Annotated in this window: 21 protein-coding genes; 8 read left to right on the top strand and 13 right to left on the bottom strand. The window is 56.9% G+C overall.

Features of this window, described 5'->3' with window-relative positions:
• Positions 1–142 precede the first annotated feature (142 nt).
• Positions 143–283, top strand: a complete 141-nt coding sequence (locus HOJ95_05000; protein ID MBT6394042.1) for a hypothetical protein — start codon at positions 143–145, stop codon at positions 281–283.
• 19 nt (positions 284–302) lie between these two features.
• Here the strand turns inward: HOJ95_05000 and HOJ95_04995 are convergent, their stop codons facing one another.
• The gene (locus tag HOJ95_04995) at positions 303–977 is read right to left on the bottom strand and encodes a hypothetical protein (GenBank protein ID MBT6394041.1); all 675 of its coding nucleotides are present in this window, start codon (positions 975–977) and stop codon (positions 303–305) included.
• Between the two features lie 98 nt (positions 978–1,075).
• Here HOJ95_04995 and HOJ95_04990 point away from each other — a divergent pair, with 98 nt between their 5' ends.
• Entirely contained in the window at positions 1,076–1,837 is a 762-nt protein-coding gene (locus HOJ95_04990) for a hypothetical protein (protein ID MBT6394040.1), read from the top strand.
• A gap of 66 nt (positions 1,838–1,903) precedes the next feature.
• Here HOJ95_04990 and HOJ95_04985 read toward each other — a convergent pair whose 3' ends face one another.
• The 5 genes from HOJ95_04985 to HOJ95_04965 form a co-directional block, all read right to left on the bottom strand.
• Positions 1,904–2,296, bottom strand: coding sequence for a hypothetical protein (locus HOJ95_04985; GenBank protein ID MBT6394039.1), 393 nt, complete (start codon positions 2,294–2,296; stop codon positions 1,904–1,906).
• Positions 2,297–2,347: 51 nt separating this feature from the next.
• On the bottom strand, positions 2,348–4,576 hold the full coding sequence (locus HOJ95_04980; GenBank protein MBT6394038.1) for a xanthine dehydrogenase family protein: 2,229 nt from the start codon (positions 4,574–4,576) through the stop codon (positions 2,348–2,350).
• A gap of 33 nt (positions 4,577–4,609) precedes the next feature.
• Entirely contained in the window at positions 4,610–5,605 is a 996-nt protein-coding gene (locus tag HOJ95_04975) for a Gfo/Idh/MocA family oxidoreductase (GenBank protein MBT6394037.1), read from the bottom strand.
• A gap of 584 nt (positions 5,606–6,189) precedes the next feature.
• On the bottom strand, positions 6,190–6,873 hold the full coding sequence (locus tag HOJ95_04970) for a hypothetical protein (GenBank protein MBT6394036.1): 684 nt from the start codon (positions 6,871–6,873) through the stop codon (positions 6,190–6,192).
• Complete coding sequence (locus HOJ95_04965; protein ID MBT6394035.1) at positions 6,830–7,558, bottom strand: hypothetical protein; 729 nt, start codon at positions 7,556–7,558, stop codon at positions 6,830–6,832. The genes HOJ95_04970 and HOJ95_04965 overlap by 44 nt, the downstream gene beginning before the upstream one ends.
• Positions 7,559–7,831: 273 nt before the next feature.
• Here HOJ95_04965 and HOJ95_04960 point away from each other — a divergent pair, with 273 nt between their 5' ends.
• Genes HOJ95_04960 through HOJ95_04950 form a run of 3 tightly spaced genes read left to right on the top strand, consistent with a single transcriptional unit; the run spans position 7,832 to position 9,198 of the window.
• Positions 7,832–8,359: a DinB family protein gene (locus tag HOJ95_04960; protein MBT6394034.1), complete on the top strand. Its 528-nt coding sequence runs from the start codon at positions 7,832–7,834 to the stop codon at positions 8,357–8,359.
• A gap of 11 nt (positions 8,360–8,370) precedes the next feature.
• A complete protein-coding gene (locus HOJ95_04955) occupies positions 8,371–8,712 on the top strand; it encodes a helix-turn-helix transcriptional regulator (GenBank protein MBT6394033.1) in 342 nt (113 codons plus the stop codon).
• Between the two features lie 33 nt (positions 8,713–8,745).
• Positions 8,746–9,198, top strand: coding sequence for an SRPBCC domain-containing protein (locus HOJ95_04950; GenBank protein MBT6394032.1), 453 nt, complete (start codon positions 8,746–8,748; stop codon positions 9,196–9,198).
• Positions 9,199–9,201: 3 nt separating this feature from the next.
• Here HOJ95_04950 and HOJ95_04945 read toward each other — a convergent pair whose 3' ends face one another.
• The 6 genes from HOJ95_04945 to groES form a co-directional block, all read right to left on the bottom strand.
• Positions 9,202–10,218, bottom strand: coding sequence for an NAD(P)-dependent glycerol-3-phosphate dehydrogenase (locus tag HOJ95_04945; protein MBT6394031.1), 1,017 nt, complete (start codon positions 10,216–10,218; stop codon positions 9,202–9,204).
• 115 nt (positions 10,219–10,333) lie between these two features.
• Positions 10,334–10,936, bottom strand: a complete 603-nt coding sequence (locus HOJ95_04940; GenBank protein MBT6394030.1) for a hypothetical protein — start codon at positions 10,934–10,936, stop codon at positions 10,334–10,336.
• 76 nt (positions 10,937–11,012) lie between these two features.
• Positions 11,013–11,666 (bottom strand): metal-dependent transcriptional regulator, encoded by a 654-nt coding sequence (locus HOJ95_04935; protein ID MBT6394029.1) that lies wholly within the window; start codon positions 11,664–11,666, stop codon positions 11,013–11,015.
• 120 nt (positions 11,667–11,786) lie between these two features.
• A complete protein-coding gene (locus HOJ95_04930; protein MBT6394028.1) occupies positions 11,787–13,103 on the bottom strand; it encodes a TonB family protein in 1,317 nt (438 codons plus the stop codon).
• Positions 13,104–13,252: 149 nt separating this feature from the next.
• Entirely contained in the window at positions 13,253–14,893 is a 1,641-nt protein-coding gene (gene groL, locus HOJ95_04925; protein MBT6394027.1) for a chaperonin GroEL, read from the bottom strand.
• 41 nt (positions 14,894–14,934) lie between these two features.
• Positions 14,935–15,234, bottom strand: a complete 300-nt coding sequence (groES, locus tag HOJ95_04920) for a co-chaperone GroES (protein MBT6394026.1) — start codon at positions 15,232–15,234, stop codon at positions 14,935–14,937.
• Positions 15,235–15,619: 385 nt separating this feature from the next.
• On the opposite strand from groES, the gene HOJ95_04915 reads away from it, so the two are divergent.
• The gene (locus tag HOJ95_04915) at positions 15,620–16,396 is read left to right on the top strand and encodes an enoyl-CoA hydratase/isomerase family protein (GenBank protein MBT6394025.1); all 777 of its coding nucleotides are present in this window, start codon (positions 15,620–15,622) and stop codon (positions 16,394–16,396) included.
• 91 nt (positions 16,397–16,487) lie between these two features.
• Here the strand turns inward: HOJ95_04915 and HOJ95_04910 are convergent, their stop codons facing one another.
• Positions 16,488–16,649, bottom strand: a complete 162-nt coding sequence (locus HOJ95_04910; protein ID MBT6394024.1) for a hypothetical protein — start codon at positions 16,647–16,649, stop codon at positions 16,488–16,490.
• 333 nt (positions 16,650–16,982) lie between these two features.
• On the opposite strand from HOJ95_04910, the gene HOJ95_04905 reads away from it, so the two are divergent.
• Both HOJ95_04905 and HOJ95_04900 read left to right on the top strand, forming a co-directional pair.
• Positions 16,983–17,840, top strand: coding sequence for a J domain-containing protein (locus tag HOJ95_04905; protein ID MBT6394023.1), 858 nt, complete (start codon positions 16,983–16,985; stop codon positions 17,838–17,840).
• Between the two features lie 17 nt (positions 17,841–17,857).
• Positions 17,858–18,121 (top strand): hypothetical protein, encoded by a 264-nt coding sequence (locus HOJ95_04900; GenBank protein MBT6394022.1) that lies wholly within the window; start codon positions 17,858–17,860, stop codon positions 18,119–18,121.
• The last annotated feature ends 129 nt before the right edge of the window (positions 18,122–18,250 follow it).

Genomic DNA, 18,250 nt, shown 5'->3' with positions numbered 1-18,250 from the left:
CCGCTATTCGTTATTTCCTTGTTTCATCTTAGGTTATTTAAAAAATTGGCTGCCCATGGCGTTTTGCTTCGCCAGAGACTTCCTGCGATAATAGGGGCATAGAAACGAGAGAAGCCATTCAGGCTGATCGGGAGGTAGCGCCATGGACGTAATTTTTTTCCTGCTAGCAATAGGGGTTTTCACCGTTGTCCGGGGAATTCCCGAGGACAAAAGACGCGAGCTACTTCTGCGCTTTGAGTTCAAACTTCACGAATGGGGCTTCATCGACTACCCGAACATTTAGCGCCCGGTCGGGCCTCTTTTTATTTCAAATTCTTGAGGACCTCTTTCATGCGCTCCACCCTTTCGGGAGGGAATATGCGGCCATAGAGTTTTAAAACGATGCGCATGCTATTTTTCGTCAAGTCCACGCCATCGGCTTTTGCCATGATCTCTATGGCACGCTCGTCGGCCTCAAATTCGGCCTGCTCACGGCTCTCGGCACCCCAAATCAAATGGTCTAGAACATCGTGGGCCACCTCATGGGCCAGCACGAAATCCATAAAATCAAACGAGATATTCTCTATCCAAAAATCGGGCAAGAACACTTCCCCGGCCCCTGAGGTTGCGGGCGATTCTTTTTTTGATTTCCTAAAATAGAGCTTCCAGTAGCCCTCGGGCGCCCCGGGCAGCGCCGCCCGACCGTAGCGCAAAAGACGCGTATTGAGATCCACCCATTTGGCGTTTTTCTTGTAATCTTTGGGGCGGTACACCCCGGGAAGGACAGTCGGGTCCTCGCCCACCGCCAAATTCATCTCTCCGCACCCGGAGAGTAAAACCGCCGCCAACAAAAAAACCGCCATCGCCCGCATCCAATCCCTCCCGCTCGCGCCAAAGCTTGTGCCACCGTTTCCAATTTCAGGGCCTATCCTCGCATTGTCGATTCCGGCTGTCATTTCGGATACATCATCGCCCGCCGCTTTCCCTCGCACTTCCACTTACCTTCAGGCTCATTCAGAATGACAGCTCAGGCAAGACACAGCCTCGATGAGGCACAGCCTCGGTAAGGCGCGGCCTCGGTAAGGTGGATTCAGAGATGGGCAAAATTATTTTCATGGCGGCGCTGATCATTATGCTCTCGGGCTGCACGGGCCCCAGGAAGGCGGGCAACCTTCCCAACTGGGACGACACCCGGGTGCGCTTTGTGGGCACGATGCTGAATGCCTATCAGCGGGCATCGGGGCGAGGCGGCGAGCGGTGGTATCTGGGGATTTTGCCCGGCCGCCATATCAACGCCTACGCCGGGCGCGGTGGGTGGTTTTATGTGACCGAAGGTTTTTTGCGCTTGAGGCGGCCGTTTCAGGCGGCGCTTTTGGCCCACGAGGCGAGCCACCACATCAAGGGGCACATCGGCACCCACACGCTCAACATCGGTGCCATCCGCGGAAATGTCGCGCTTGGGGAAATCAACATTGCGAAGAAAAAAATCTTGGGTGGCACACCGCCCGGTGACACACCGCCCGGTGGGGCACCGCCTGGTGGGGCTAATGCGAAAAAAAATCCTGCTGCCTCTATGCGCGCCGAGGCCCAGGCTGAGGCTTTTAATGCCTTTAGCCGGGCGCAGGAGTTTGAGGCCGACCATCTGGCCGCCTGTCTCATGCACCAGCTGACCAAGGGGCGAAAAAACTTTGGGGCGCGCAACCTGCGGCATTTTTTTGAATACTTGAGCAAGCGGGGCATTGGCGATGAGAGCCCTTTGCACCCCCAGCCAAAAGAGCGCGCGGCGCGGCTCGGGCGAATTATCTCGGGCGAGCTTGCGCCCTGCCCCAAGGGGTGGAAAAAGTCTCGCTCATACTGAAAATCACGCGCACACTAAAAAAACAGACCGGCCAGATTTTCGCGGCCTCGTTTTTTTGCGCGCCGCTCAGCTTTTGGGCTGCAGGAATTCGATGAGGACGCCCTCGGGGCACTCGACATGCGCAACGATATTGCCCGAGGTGCCAACGTGGGGGGCCTCGATGATTTTCCCGCCATTGTCAGCCACCGAGCGCGTCGCCCATTCGATATCGTCCACCATCAGGCCGATGTGGTTAAGACCAATGAGCGGGGGCGTGTCCACATCGGGCGCCACCTCGCCCTCCCGGAGCCCCCGGATGGACACCTTCGCCTCGCCAAGCTCGATGCGCACCATCGCAGAGCCCTTGCCCTGCCCCCGGCCGGTTATCTCGGCCCCGAGCGCCTTTTCGTACCACGCCGCCGCCACCTCGGGGTCGCGGCTAACGAGATGAACATGGTGGTAGCTGCCGTACACTTTCACTAGCTGGCCTCCTTAAAAAATTTGCTCGGGCTTGTGTGTTACTTCAAGCCGCTACTTTTTGAGCTTGCCGAGCACCTCGAGCACGTGGTCCGGGGTGATGGGTATCCGGGTGATGCGCGCGCCAATGGCCTGGCTCACGGCACAGGCAACAGCAGCGGCGCCGGCGGTGCAGCACGGCTCGCCGATGCCCTTGGCGCCGTAGGGGCCGAGCCCTTCTCCGGACTCCACATAAAACGAGTTCCACTCAGGCGTCTCGGTCGCTGTGGGAATCAGGTAGCTGTGAAACTCACTGGTCGAGAGCATGCCCTTGTCGGTCTGGATCTCCTCTAGCAGGCCGTGGCCAATCCCCATCATGCTGCCGCCCTCGAACTGCCCCTCGACGTGCTGGGGGTGAATCGCCTGGCCAACGTCATGGCCCGAGACGTAGTTCAGGAGCCGCACCTCGCCCGTCTCGATATTAACATCGGCCTCGGCGGCATGAACCCCAAAGGAGTAGTCAACCCAACCGCCCCGATCGCCGAAGACATCATTGCCCTCAAAGGTGTGGGGGTGGGTCTCCATCTTGGCGGTGGTAAACAGGGAGATGCCCATCTCCTTGCACTTCTTCACGGCCTCAACAAAACGCACCGAGCGCTCCTGGGCCCCGCGCACCGAAATAATGCCGCTATTCGCCTCAAGGTCCTCTACAGCCGCCTCCAAAAGCTCGGCAGCGCCCTTCAGGATGCGCGAGAGCAGCTCCTCGCCTCCGCGCTGGGCCGCCCCGCCCGTGATCAGTGTCTGGCGGCTTCCCGACGTCATGCCGCAATGGGGCGTGATCTCGGAGTTCGCCATCGTTACCGAAACGCTCTCAAGCGTAACGCCCAGCGCCTCTGCCGCAATCTGCCGGTAGGTGGTGGACTGGCCCGCGCCAACGTCCGAGGCCCCGCAGCGCAGGTTCACGCTGCCGTCCGCCTCGATTGAGACATAGGTCTCGCCATCCTGGTTGGGGCGGCCGTAGCCCGCCAAGTTCCCTATGTAGCCAACCCCCCGCCGCCAGGGTCCCCGACTATTAGAGGGGTCGGGGCCGGCCTTCTTGCCAATGGCCCGCTCGGCTTGCGCCAAAAGCTCATGAAGCATGGGCGAGGTCGGAATCGGTTGCCGGTGGATAAGCGTCCCCCCCTTTTCAATGAAATTGCGGCGGCGAAACTCCACCGGGTCCATCCCCAGTTGCACCGCCACCTCGTCCATCTGCGACTCATAGGCAAAACAAACCTGATTCGCCCCCACCCCGCGCATGGACTCGGTGAAAGGATTGTTCGTCTGAATGGCGACCGAGTGGCCGCGTGCGTTTGGCACCTCGTATGGCCCCTGGCCCACGATCAAGCCACTCAAGATCATTCCCCCGCTGTTGGTCGGATAGGCGCCCGCATCGGCGATGATATCGATCTCCAAGGCGGTGAGCTTTCCCTCTTTGGTCGCACCCGTCTTGTAGCGCATGATGAAAGGGTGTTTTTTACTGCACTGGGCCATCGATTCCTCGCGCGAATAAACGATGCGCACAGGCCTTCCCGTTTTCATCGTGAGAAGCCCCAAAAACGCGCCGAGCAGGGGGTGCTCCTTGCCGCCAAATGCGCCGCCCACCATCGGGCAGTCATAGCGCACCCGGCTGGCGGGCAAGTTCAATGTTGCGGCCACCAACTCATAGTTCTCAACCGTCTGGGTGGGAACTCGGATGTTCACAATGCCGCGCTCATCCACCCAGCCGACACCACCCTCGGGCTCGATGAAACCGTGGTCGATACTAGCGGCAAAATAAGTTTTTTCGACGATGACATCAGCCTGGGCAAAACCGGCCTCGACGTCACCCTTTTCCACATTCTGCTCAAAGAGCACCTCGCCCTCAATATTCTCGTACTCATAGTTTCCCGGCAGGGGCTCATAGTCGATTTGAACCAGCCTGGCCGCCTGCTCGGCGATGTCGTGCGTCTCGGCGGCAAGAATCGCCACGGCGTCGCCGCCAAAGCACACCGATCCCTCGGCCAACACCGGAAAATAGGGGTAGCGGCCCGCGTTTTCTCCAGGAATATCCTTCGCCGTCAAAACGCAGTGCACACCCGGCAGGGCGAGCGCCTTTGAGGCGTCAATTTTCTTGATATTCGCGGGCACCGCCGGCGGGCGGATCACCTTGCCGACAAGCTCGTTTGGCAACCGCAAATCATCGCCGTAAACCGTATCGCCCACCGCTTTGGCAAGCGCATCTTCCTTCGCCGGGGAGCTCCCGACATGAGTCATCTGGGACATTGATTACCTCCAATCAAATTGAATGAACCGCCTCTAGCGGTAGTTCGCCACATCAACTGTCTTGCCCGAGGCCACGCTCTCAATAACGGCCTCCTGAACTGCCACCACTTCAATACTCGAGGGGCCGCCCGCCTCGGGCTCTCCGCCCTCACGAATACATCTGGCAAATTCAACCATTTGGTCCGCCAGGGCATCGCCTGCATCGACATCAACTTGCTCTCTGGCTTGTTGATCTTTTTTCTGGAAAAAAAGTTTCGCGCCCTCCTCCTCGGACCAGACAGCCGCCTCGGTACCGAAGGCATGGGTCACGCAAATTTTAGGAAGAACCAGCGAGAAACTCATGTAGCCAAGTGGGCCGGATTCAAACTCAAGGGCGACGCAGGTCGCGTCATCAAGGTTCCCAGCGCCCAGGATCTGCTTGCTGAAAGCTGAGACCCGTTTTATCGGCCCGGCCAGGTACTGAAGATTATCGATCATGTGAACGCCAAGGCCCGTGAGGCCGCCAGCGGGAGATTCATTGGTATCCTCGCGCCAGCCCGGCGAGGGGTTTTGGCCCATCGGCAACGAAAGATTCGCCTCAAGCTGGTGGAGCATTCCGAGTTCACCATTATCGAGCATCTCTCGAATGCGGCGATTCGCCCCTTGCCGTCGGCGGTGGTGGCCCACCTGAAGAGCAACGCCTGCTTTTTGCGTCGCCTCATAGCTGCGCTTACCCTCGGCCACGGTGAGCGTCAGCGGCTTTTCGACAAAAACATGCTTGCCCGCCGAGGCGGCCTCACAGATCATATCCGCGTGGGTCAAATGCGGGGTGGCAATAATGACGCCCTCAACTTCCGGGTCATTGAGCACTTCGTCATAGCTAGCCGACCTGCGACAATCAAATTTATCCGCGAACGCCTTGCGGCCCTCCTCGCTCCGAGCAAAGCAGGTAACCACCTCGGCCGCGCCGCTGCGGTTCACTGCATCCACGAGCATAGCGCCCCACCGACCTAAACCTATCGAAGCCAGACGCGCTTTATCGCCAGCCATCATTTCTCCTTCCAAGTTCCGAAACATTTTGAATAAAACCCGCACTAACCTGCCGACAATTTGCCGTGGACGCAGATAGCATCGAATGGAAAAAGAAGAATAGAACAACGGGAAAAATTGGGAAAGCACTTGGGGTAAATCGGACCCGAGCCCGGCAGTCTAGACAAGCCAGACAAAAAAAAATCTCCCCCCGCCGGAGGGAGCGGGAGGAGATGAATAATGCCGTGGCGGAGGAGCCTCGATCCGATCGATGCCCCTTCCGCCTACCGAATCGCGTGTGCCGCCTTATCCACACAATCCAGCATTGTTTCAAGCATAAATAAAGCAAGTGCCATGCCAATCAAATTTAATTCATAAGTAGTTGTATTTAAATGACAAACACTGATATGTCCGTGTCGGAAAATTGTCAATTTGTCATGGATCTAATTGAAATGGCAGACATCTCGCCAAAAGGGAGTGCCAGAGTGGCAAAAACATTTCTGGAAGAGAATAGTTTTCAAACTGAATTTCTTTTGGCGTGGGGAAAAATCAATTGGTTGAGCAACAAATCCAGAATAATAGGTCCTGTAATCTCGGCCTCTGGCTCAACGAACCGGGGTCGGTACCGAGGTCGGTAGAGGGCCGAGCGCTTCCTCAACCGCCGCTAGCATCTCGTTGCCCTGGCCAATCAGGGTCTCGCCCGTGGCTTTTGAGCGCCAGAGAACCTCCCCCGACTCGGTGTCCATCAATTTCATTTCCACCTCGGCAAGGCAGTGATAAAGCTGCGGACAATTGCTTTTGCCTCTGACCACGAGAAAGGCCTGGGCCCCGCTGGCCTGAATCCTCGCCAGCGCGGCCTGGCGTTTTTCCCCGAGCAAATCATCCCCCCAACCCAGCGAACTCGCCAGCGAGCCTACCGGCAAGCCCACAGGCAAGCTGAGCGACTCCGGCAATTCCTTCACCTCATAGCCGCGCTTCAATAAAATCCCTTCGAGAAGAAACGTCGCCTCAATCTTTTCCATTTTCTCGACCGAGGGTGGCTCAAGACCCGCCGATTTATAAATTCCCCGGAAAAAACCTGTCCACCGATGGGAATAGCGAAACGGTACCACCACGATGCGGCGCACCCGCGCCAGCCCCTCTGGCCTGAGAGTTTCCGCCTCATGAGAGATCCCGTAGGCGCACCCGCCCGTCATAAACATCAGAACTGAAATGGTGAGCAAACGAATCATCATGAATACCCGATCAAAACTCAGCCGCCCAGGCGACACCCAGCCGGACGCAGGCAAGGAGCCGCTCCCCGCTCCATAGATACGCCGCCCAGCCCTCGTGCAAGAGGCCTTCGTACAAAGAAGACAGAGCGCTCGTGCCGCCTGCCGCCATAAGCGCACTGGCACCCGCGAGCACAGTGCCTATCAGATAGATAACCGACCAGGAGAAAAACCGACCGCCGCGCTGAATATCGGGCTGCGAGGTGCCAAGGGTGCGCAGCGTCATCGTGAGGTGAAACGAGAGCCCCAGGCCGGTGAAAAATGAGGTCACCAGCCGAACACGTTCATCCCCGAGCCCCCACTCGGCAACCATCCCCGCGCCCAGTACAACGGCGGCCAGCAGGGGAAAAAAGTAGGGGGCAAGAGTAATGAAAAAATTCGTGCCGCTCATCGCCACCTCTCCGCTGTCTCTGCCAACAACCAGACGGCTCACACGCTTGAAAAAAATAAGCGCGAATAAAAGATGGGTCATTTCGTGCGCGAAGGTGTAGAGAAACTCAGGGGGCCGGACCCGGTGCCAGAGAAGATAGAAAATAGCGCCTACGGCCAGCGCCCAGGCCTCGGGCACGAGTAGCCACCCACTTGCACCACCTGAGAGCATAAAAACACCGGGTGCCACACTTGCCAAGGCGAGCGAGACTGCCCAGCAGGCTGGCAGGATGACCAGCGCGGCCACCCAGGCCAGCGCACGCATGAAAAACATAGCCAATCTCAAGGAGGCCTTTCGTTTCGGGGCAGAGCGCCAATCCGGCCACGAAATAATAACCGCCGCGGGCACATATTCCAACGCGAGTCTCGCAGGCGCGAGTCTCGCCAATTGAATATCTCACCAGTTGAGAATTTCGATACCTCTGCCCATTGAAATTATTTTAAGGGACACCCGTAAATTTTTCTTGACCTGGAGAGGGGGGCGATCTATATTTAACCAGTTGGTTAAGTAATGGGAAGCCGATCTTCTGAACACGGAGGTTTTGAAATGGAAGCAACCGAACTTATCGAAAAGCTGCTGGACATGAACGAGGGCGCCATCGAGATGGCGCTCGATGGCCTCCCAGACGAGCAGTTCAACGAGGCACCGACCACTGAGACGAATCACATCGGCTGGATCTTGTGGCACAAGACGCGGGTCGAGGACGCCGTGATCGCACATGTCTCGGGCGGCTCACAGGTGTGGACCGATGGCGGCTGGGGCGAGAAGTTCGGCGTCGACCCCGCTCCGAACAACATCGGCCTCGGACATTCCCTCGAAACAGTCCACGCCATAAAACCCTCCAAAGCCGGTCTGAGCGAATACGCCAAAGCTGTCCGCGAGAAAACGAAAGCAGCGCTCAAAACGATTTCACCAGAGGAGTTGGACAAGGAGATACCCGACTTTATACCCAACCAGACGATTCGGGCCGGTGAGCTGTTGGGCCGGGCGCTTTTGATCGACAACGTCATGCACAGCGGCCAGGTTATGTATCTGCGCGGCTACTACACCGGCTTCGGCTGGCTGCCGTTTTAGGGGCTCGGTAAATGCAAGTTTCCCCCGCATCGCTCAACAGAACTTTTTCGGCGCTTGCCGACCCCACCCGCCGGGCAATTCTCTCGCGCCTGGCGCAGGGGGAGTCCTCGGTAGGCAATCTGGCCGCACCGTTTAGGATGTCGCTTCCCGCCGTCTCCAAGCACCTTCGCGTCCTTGAGGGCGCCGGGCTCGTTCGCCGTGAAAAAGATGGCCGCGTGCGTCGGTGTCGGTTGGAATCCGCACCGATGGAAGAGGCCGCCGAGTGGCTCTCGCATTACCGCAAGTTTTGGGATGGACAACTCGATTCGCTGGCCACGTTTCTCGAAGACAACCTGGAGGATTCGAATGGATAAAGAAGAAAAATTATTTAAAAAGGAGACGCGCCCATGACCGCACAGAAAACGAGCCCCGACATCGCTCTTCGTATCACGAGAACCATCCAGGCCCCGAGGGAGAAAGTGTTCCAGGCCTGGACCGACCCCGAGAAATTAATCAAATGGTGGGGGCCCGAGGGATGCTCGTGTCACACCGCCGAGGTTGATCTGCGCGAGGGGGGCGGCTACCGCATCCAAATGAGCGTCCCCGACGGGGGCGAGCACTTCACCCATGGCGAGTACCGCGAAGTGCGCCCGCCCGAGAAACTCGTGTTCACCTGGATTTGGGAAAAAGTCGCCGAGATGGAAGGGGTGGAAACACTCATGACGCTCGAATTCATGGAAAAAGGCGAGGCCACCGAGATCATCCTCACCCACGAGCGCTTCCCCACCGAGCAGGACCGCAAAAACCACGAATGGGGCTGGAACAGCTCGCTCGATTGCCTGGAAAAAGCCCTGGCTTGACCCCTACGTCCACTCGGCTTTAAGGGGCCGTGACATGAGCTCGCCTAGCGCCTCACGGGGGTCTTTGTCCTCAAATAAAACAGCGTTGACCTGGGCTGCTATCGGCATCTCAACCCCAAACTTTTTACTCAGCGACACGGCCACGGGCGCGGTGGCCACCCCTTCGGCAACCGCCTTCATCGAGCCGAGAATGTCATTCAGCTTCTCGCCGCCGCCCAGGCGGAGGCCCACCGTACGGTTGCGGCTCAGATCGCCCGTGCAGGTGAGCACCAGATCGCCCATGCCCGCCAGCCCCGCCAAGGTTTCGGCGCGCCCGCCCATCGCCTCGCCGAGGCGGCTCATCTCGGCCAGCCCGCGCACTATCAGCGCGGCGCGGGTGTTGTAGCCAAGCGCCATGCCGTCGGCCACGCCTGCGGCCAGCGCAATAACGTTTTTAAGCGCCCCCCCAATTTGGGTGCCAATCGGGTCATCCCCGGTATAAACGCGAAGGCAAAGCGCCGAGAAGGCCGCCTGCACGCGGAGGGCTGCGCTCTCATTCTCAGAGGCCGCCACAATCGCGGTGGGTTTTCTATCCGCGAGCTCTTTCGCGAAAGTCGGGCCCGAGAGACATACGACGGCGTTCTTCGCGCCGCGTTTTACAAGGGTGCCGCCGATAAGCTGGGTCGGCAGCGTGAGGGTTTTCTCATCGAGCCCCTTCGTTGCACTCACGATAAGGGCCTCCTCGTGCACCGAGGGGGCAAGCCCCTCCCAGACGCGGGAGAGAAACTGGCTCGGCACCACGCTCAAAAGAAGCTCCTGGCCAGCCGAGGCCGCCTCGGCCAAATCGGAGGTCGTGCGAAGCGCGGGTTGAAGGGAGACGCCCGGGAGATAGACATCGTTCTCGCGCGTTTCTTTCATTCGGGCGCAAAGGTCCTCCTCCAGCACCCAGAGCGTGACCTCGTGTCCGATCTCGGCGAGCAAATCCGCCAGCGAGGTTCCCCATGCACCGGCGCCAATGACCGCAATTCGCAAAGATTCCATCTTTTCTCCACCCTAAACCGCGCGCGCCAAGGCGGCGCTGGCACCCTAAACCGCGCTCGTCATACTAGCGGCGCGTGCGCCTTAAACAGGCTCCCTCAACCAGCCGGCAGTTTCGTTACTTACGGGCCGCTTTTCTTTTCGGGGCTTTGCGCTTCACCGCTTTTTTCACGGCCGCTTTTTTGGCCACCGTTGTTTTAGACAGCGCGCGGGCACGGACGCCCTGTCCCCGCTTCACCCCTTTTTTACCGGCCGAAGTTTTTGCCTGCCATTTTGTCTTGTGGTGAAGATGTTTTTCCTCATCCCAAATGTGCTGGGTGCCGCCGCCCATGAAAACGACAAAAACCTCGCAACCGTCCGGATACTCGTAGGGGCCGTGGGGCAGATCCCAGCCAAAAACATAATCGCCGGGGCGAAGGTCTTTTCCGGCCACACACATGCGCCCTTTCGTCACCAGGATCGAATGCCAGCTCTTGTGGACATGCACCGGCTCGACATAGCCCTTGGGAAACTTGACCTTCATATCAATGCGCTGCATGACCGGATCATGATTGAAAATCTTCACCTTCACCCCTTTGGGCAAGGTGAGAAGTTCAATGGCGGAGCTTTCTTGCCATTTAACCGTTTTGTCGTAGATAGCGCGGAAGCGATTGTCGAATTTTTTTTCGGCGGTTTTTTTCTTGGCTGTTTTCTTTTTGGCCGTTTTCTTTGTCGGCGGCATGATTTACCTCATTAGAAACTTGGGAAAATGAGAAGGCGGTGTCAGCCACCCGCGAAAAGTATTTTTTCAAGACAACTTAATTTTCGGAACTATTGGCAGAGGACACGTAGATGCAGCTTGCCACATCGCGGCCCAGGGCGCGGGATTTTCCTTTCACGCGAACAGTCACGGTGCCCGCCAACGGGGTTTGCTCCTCAACCTCGATGGGCACGTCGGGAAATATGCCGATCCCGCCCAAATATTCGAGCATCTCCGGGCTATCCTGAATCACCCGCGATACGACGCTCGCTCGTCCCGGCTCAAGTTCGATGAGCACCGTCTCCTCCGGGCTGATGATGGTCCCGTCTTTGGCCGGTATCGGATCGCCATGCGGATCGATGGTCGGATAATCGAGGGCATGGTCCATGGCCGCCTCCACCTCCTCGCTCAGTACGTGCTCTAGCTCCTCTGCCTCGGCGTCCACCTTGTGCCATTCGATGCCCACCTTTTGATTCAAATAGAGTTCGAGCAGGCGGTGGTGGCGGATAATTTCGAGCGCAACCTTCATACCACGCTCCGTGAGGACAACCCCCCCGTAGCGTTTGTAGTTGAGAAGTTTCAACTGATCGAGTTTTTTGGTCATGCTCGTGACCGAGGCCGGGGAAATCTCCATTTTCTCGGCAATGGCCTTCGTCGTGACGGGCGAGGATTCTTCCTGAAGCTTGTAGATGTTCTTCAGGTAGTCCTCCATCTGCTTGCTTAAATCGGTGGAAACGTCCAAGAAAAATTCCTCAATAAAGCGAAAAAGCGGGGGCCACCCTCAAATGAATCGCCATGGTAGGGAAGGCCCCAACACACTGTCAACAAACAATTATCTTCGGCGGGTGAAAATATTAGGCGAATTCTCGTAGGAAAACGAACCTTTGATCGTCAATGACTTTTTCTTCATCTCCTGCGGAAAAGGCTTGAACGGAGCGGACTTGGCAATGGCGGAGAGGGCCTCCTCATCGAGAATCTTATAGCCCGTGGAACGCAATAACCTAACCCGGACCAACCGACCACTCGAGTGGAGGGTAAACTGAAGAAACAGCTTACCACTGAATTGCTTAGCTTCATCAGGATAGCTCCAATTATTTTTAATCCTCTCTTTGATATATGCAAAATACGAGGCATATCGATAATCCTTGGTGTCGAGGGAAACCGCCTCGCCAGCCTCCTTCTCCAAGCGCCGCCTTTCGTCCTCGGCGGCTTTTGTGATTCGATCCGCGTCCTCATCCGAGAGTTTATAGCGCGGGGCGTTGGGCCTGCCCTTGGGCTTGGCGCGGAACATGGCAAGCGGATCGACGGGCACCTTGGATTTTTGAGGTGTCACTCTCCTGATCGGCTTGCGTGCCTCCCTGGGCTTTGGTCTTGGCTTGGGTAGGGAGGCGACTTCAACCCGCTTTTTCAGTTTTTTCTTCACCTGTTTTTTAATTTTTTTCTTTTTAGGCTTGACGACTTTTTTTTTGGGCTCAGGCTTTTTTTTCTCCGGCGGCTTTGGCTTGGGAAGCTTCGCCTTGAGCATTTTACGCTTGGGAGGGGCGGGCCGCGTATTTTCCACCTCTTTTTTGGGGGGCGATTTTTTTGGCGGCTCGGGCTTTGGAGGGGGCTTCACCTCTGCTTTCCTCGGCTTTGGCTCGGGCTTCGGCTCCACCTTAGGCTCGGGTTTTTCCACCACCTTGGGCTCAGGCTTCGGCTCCACTTTTTCAGGTTCCGGCTTTTTTTCAGGCTCGGGCTTTTTTTGCGGCTCGGGTTTCGGCACAGGCGCGACTTCGCGTACTTCGGGAACCGGGGGTCGTTCACGAACGGGCGGCGATGGCGGAACCAGCGAGGCGACTTTAGGCGCCTGCTCGCCCCGCCTGGCGGGAATTTTGTCCTTAAGATCACGCTTGAGTTTTGGCTTCCCGGGCCCTTTACCCTTTCCACTCTCTTTGCGGTTGGCATTCGAGAGAAAACGGCTATCGGTATTGAGCGGTAGCTTTTCTTTTGGTTTGGGCTGATCGACCGACACAATGCGAATGGGAACGGACTTTTTCGCCGATACGCTCTTGGGCCACAGAAAATTCACGCTCAAGCCAACGAGCACGAGCAGATGAAGCAGGAGCGATATAAAGAGAGGGACAACCAGGACCCTCTTGTTCTCACCCATGACTCGTCCTCTTGAGAACTTCCCACATGCGCGGCGGCCTTGAAGGCACCCCTACTCTGCCTCAACTTTGAAACATAAAAAAGGGGGAGCGCCAAATGACGCCCCCCCTCCTGATGGTTCCTGCTACCCCAATAGTGCCCGGGGGTTGGTTACATCATGCCGCCCATACCGCCCATGCCGGGATCGGGCATCGGAGGCATTCCGCCAGCACCCTTCTCGTCAGGCTTATCGCTGATGAGGCACTCGGTCGTGAGCATCAAACCCGAAACCGAGGCGGCGTTCTGAAGCGCCGAGCGCGTCACCTTGGTTGGGTCAATGACGCCGGACTTCACAAGGTCGCCATACGTGTCGGTCGCAGCGTTGTAGCCGGTGTTGCCTTTTTCGCCCTTGACCTTCTGCACAACGATGGAGCCTTCGACGCCAGCGTTGTTGGCAATCTCGCGAAGCGGCGCTTCGAGCGAGCGAGAGAGAATAGCAACGCCCACCTGAAGGTCACCGTCGAGATTGAGGTTACCGAGCACCTTCTGGCAACGAACAAGCGCGACACCGCCGCCAACGACAACACCCTCTTCAACCGCAGCGCGGGTGGCGTTCAGGGCATCCTCAACGCGGGCCTTCTTCTCTTTCATCTCGGCCTCGGTCGCGGCGCCAACGTTGATGACAGCCACACCGCCGACGAGCTTCGCAAGCCGCTCTTGGAGCTTCTCACGATCGTAGTCGCTCGTGGTCTCCTCGACCTGGTTGCGGATCTGCTTCACACGGCCTTCAATGTCCTTGGCCTTGCCCTTGCCTTCGACGATCGTGGTGTTGTCCTTGTCGACCGTGATGCGCTTGGCCTGGCCCAGGTCGTCAAGGGTGACGTTCTCAAGCTTGATGCCAAGATCTTCACTCAGCATACGTCCACCGGTGAGAATCCCGATATCCTCGAGCATCGCTTTCCTGCGGTCACCAAAGCCAGGGGCCTTGACGCCAACGACATTCAGGGTGCCGCGCAGTTTGTTGACAACCAGGGTGGCCAGCGCCTCGCCCTCGATGTCCTCGGCGAGCACGACGAGAGGCTTGCCGGTCTTGGCGATTTTCTCAAGAAGGGGGAGCATCTCGCGCATGTTCGAAATTTTCTTCTCGTGGATGAGAATGTATGCGTCATCGAGAGAAGCTTCCATGCGGTCCGGGTTGGTCACGAAATAGGGGCTCAGGTAGCCGCGATCAAACTGCATGCCCTCGACGATGTCGAGCGAAGTCTCCATCGACTTGGCTTCCTCAACCGTGATGACGCCGTCTTTGCCGACCTTGTCCATGGCCTCGGCGATGAGGTTGCCGATGGAAGGATCGTTGTTGGCCGAAATGGAGCCGACCTGGGCAATCTCTTTTTTGTCCTTGATCGGTTTGGAGAGCTTGCGGAGCTCAGCTACAACTGCCTCGACGCCCTGGTCGATGCCGCGCTTGAGTTCGATCGGGTTGGCGCCGGCCGTGACGTTCTTCATGCCTTCACGGTAGATGGCCTGGGCCAGAACGGTCGCCGTCGTGGTGCCGTCGCCGGCAACATCAGAAGTCTTAGAGGCAACCTCGTTTACAATCTGGGCGCCCATGTTCTCGAAGGCATCCTCGAGCTCGATCTCTTTGGCCACCGTTACGCCGTCTTTGGTGGAGGTCGGGGAACCGAATTTGCGGTCGATAACAACGTTGCGGCCCTTGGGTCCGAGAGTCACTTTCACAGCATCGGCCAGCTGATCGATGCCGCGTTTGATCTTCCCGCGAGCTTCCTCGTCGAAGAGAAGAATTTTAGCCATTGTTTGAATTTCTCCTTGGAATAGTTAGTTTAAAAAGGTTATTAATTAACAACAGCCAGAACGTCATCCTCGCGCATGATCAACAGATCCTCGCCATCGATCTTCACTTCCGTTCCCGCATACTTGGCAAACATAATCCGGTCGCCTTTGCTCAGCTCGGGCTTCTGGCGCTTGCCGTCGTCGGTCACCTTTCCGGGACCAACAGCAATAACCTCACCCTCTTGGGGCTTTTCTTTGGCCGAGTCAGGCAGAATGATGCCTCCCTCGGTCGTTTCCGCATCGTCATCCATACGACGCACCAACAAACGATCCTGAAGCGGCGTAACTTTCGTCTTCGCCATGTTTGTAAACCTCCTCTTTCTTGGTTCGGCGGCCCGAAACATTCGGGCCAAAGGTTAGTGGTTAAAATGTGAGTCGATCCAACTCAAGTTTCGATTTCGCTCTATTCGAAGACTGTATATAGTCAATGGTGGCGAGGATGTCAACAGAAAATTAGCACTCGTCGATGATTAGTGCTAACAAATTAAGAAGCCAGCAGCTTTATTTCATTATTTTTATTATTCGTGCGCTACCTTCACTTTCTGGCCATTCTCAAAAAAACCAGATCAAGGTGACCTTCTCTCCCCAATAAGCTATCTTCCCATCAATCTGAAGACACATTACTTTTATATGTGGCCCGCCGCCGGGTCTTCTTATTCATCTAAATATTTCGCAGAGGGGCTAGCCGTGAGCTATCAACATGTACTAATCGAAAAATCCGAAGGAATCGGACTCATCACCATCAACCGAGAAGAAGTGCGCAACGCCATCGACCCCCTAACCTACAGCGAGATTATTCAGGCCATGCAAGACTTCGAGGCCGACGAGGAGGTGGGCGTCATCATCCTCACCGGCGCCGGGGACAAATCCTTTGCCGCAGGCTCGGACATCAGGCAAATTAAAGATCGCACGCTCATGGACGGCCTCGCCGCCCCGCCCCAACGCAACCTCGCCAAGGTCGAGGACATCGAAAAACCAATTATTGCAGCCCTCAACGGCTTCGCCTTGGGGGGCGGCTGCGAGCTCTCGATGGCGTGCGACATCCGCATCGCCAGCGACCGCGCCAAGCTGGGCCAGCCCGAAGTTAACCTGGGCTTCATTCCCGGCGCCGGCGGCACCCAGCGGCTTATTAACCTGGTGGGCCTGGGCAAGGCCAAAGAGTTGATAATGACGGGCGACATTATCGATGCCGCCGAGGCCGAGCGCATCGGCCTCGTCAACAAGGTAGTGCCCCACGATGAACTCTTAACGGCGGCCCGTGAGATGGCCAAAAAAATACTGAGTAAGGGCCCCCTCGCCATTCGCCTTGCCAAGATGGTGATGAACGCACGCATCAAGGGGGGCCAAGAGGCCGCCATGCTCGTCGAGCGCTTTGCCCAGAGCTGCCTCATGACCACCGAGGATAAGATCGAGGGCACCACGGCGTTTTTAGAAAAGCGCAAACCTGAGTTCAAGGGGAGGTAGGAGCGCAAAAAAACCTCCAACCAGGATAGAAACTACACCCCGGCAGGAGGCTTAAATCATCTTAAAAATGTTCTAAATCCGCCCCGCCTCCTCAGTCCTCATCATCCCTGTTGCTGCGACGAGGGGTATCGTCCCCTGATTGCCTGATTTCACGCCTGGCCACCCGCGCCATGCGATCCCGCACCCAACCCGACGTGCTGAGCCCGGCCTTGTCTGAGGCCGATTGGATGAGCAGGAGAAGTTCCTCGTTCATCCTGATTTGCAAGGGCTTATCATGTTTTCTCTTCGGCGCAGTGGACATACCCATAATGTACTGCCAGTGGCACCATAATTCAAGTGATAAAAAAAATTTACTGATCGGGAAAAAAACAGTTGACATATAGTGCCAATGGCAGTACATATACATCTGTCGATGTAGTGCCACTGGCAATACAAGTACTCAGGTGGCATCGGCGGTAATTAACCCAAAAAATTAACAAATGAAACAACGAGAAAAAGGACCCTGAAAGACACAACGCCCGGTGCCAGCTACAAGAACACCCACCGGGCCTATTTCCTGGACTTGGCTTTTAAAGGGGGTTTAGAGATGTCGGCTACCACGGATAAGAGACAGCGGGCGGAATACAGAGAGGCCCTGAACACCCTCGGACTCAAAATGAGCACTGAACGCGTCTACGTTAAATACGCGTTTAGAAAGCTCGCCTTCGAGTGCCACCCCGATCTTCACGGCGGCAACGAGGAGAAAAAACGCCAGTTCCAAGAACTCGTAAAAGCTTATCAGACGATTACCGAAGATCTGCCTTTAGCCCCTCCCCCGGGGCCAGAGAAGACTTCCCCCACCCAGGGCCGCGATCTACATTTCCGCTTGCGGCTGGCTTTCCTACAAGCGGTCCTGGGAGGGGAGGTCTCAATGAACTACATCAGGCGCGCCGCCTGCCCCTCGTGCCGAGGCGGGAGACGACGTGTCTGCCCAAAATGCTCGAACATGGGACTCAGCGATGCCGATGCCCAAATCAAGGTAGATGTTCCTCGGGGCATTGAGGACGGCGAAATACTCCGCTTCAGGGGCTCGGGCAACGACGGCCTCGAGGGCGGAACTGCGGGGGATTTATATCTGCTGGTTTCGGTGGACGAGCATCCGGCCCTGAAGCGACGCGGGCTAGACATCTACAGCGAGGTAAAACTGCCCGCCTCTCGGTTTCGGGAGGGCGGCCCGCTTGAAGTCTTCACCATCACCGGAAGCCAAAAAATTTCACTGTCCCCATTCACCACCCCGGAGCGGATCTATCAGCTCAAAGGGCTCGGCGTCACGCGAAACGTAGGCGATTTCACCGAATGCGGCGACCACTTCGTGCGCCTCACCGAATTCAGGGCAAACATCACCAAGGATTCCGGAAAAGCGCCGCAAAACAGCCTCATGAATGGCGCGGCTGGCAGCCGCTAGAACGGGAGTAAAATAAAATGGTCATCGACGGCCAGGCCGGAGACTTCGGCTTCACCGAGGGCGCAGAGCGCGAGGATTATTCCAGGCAGCGCCGCTCGCGCATCCGGGATCGCTTCGAATTCCACAAAAACCGCTTTTCAGGCTCGGACAACCCCGCCACGCGGGTCATCGACCTCGAGCCCATCGAGTCCACGCAGGTCCAGAGCGCCCTCAACGAGGACGAAGCCACCCACCAGCAGTCCAAACTCCACCGCGGCAACATTATCAACATTCAGATTTAGAAAATTACCGGCCTTTTAACCCACCTCCGAGAAATCTAGACTTCAAAACCACACACCTTCGAAAATTTTCATTCTTTTTATTTTCAATAGCTTAACTGGAATTACAAAATTTTCATCCAAGATAACTAT

The sequence above is a fragment of the Nitrospinaceae bacterium genome, assembly GCA_018669005.1.
In the GTDB taxonomy this organism is placed as follows: domain Bacteria; phylum UBA8248; class UBA8248; order UBA8248; family UBA8248; genus UBA8248.
The sequence above is the reverse complement of the archived record's forward strand: the minus strand, read 5'-3'. Positions and strand labels throughout refer to the sequence as shown.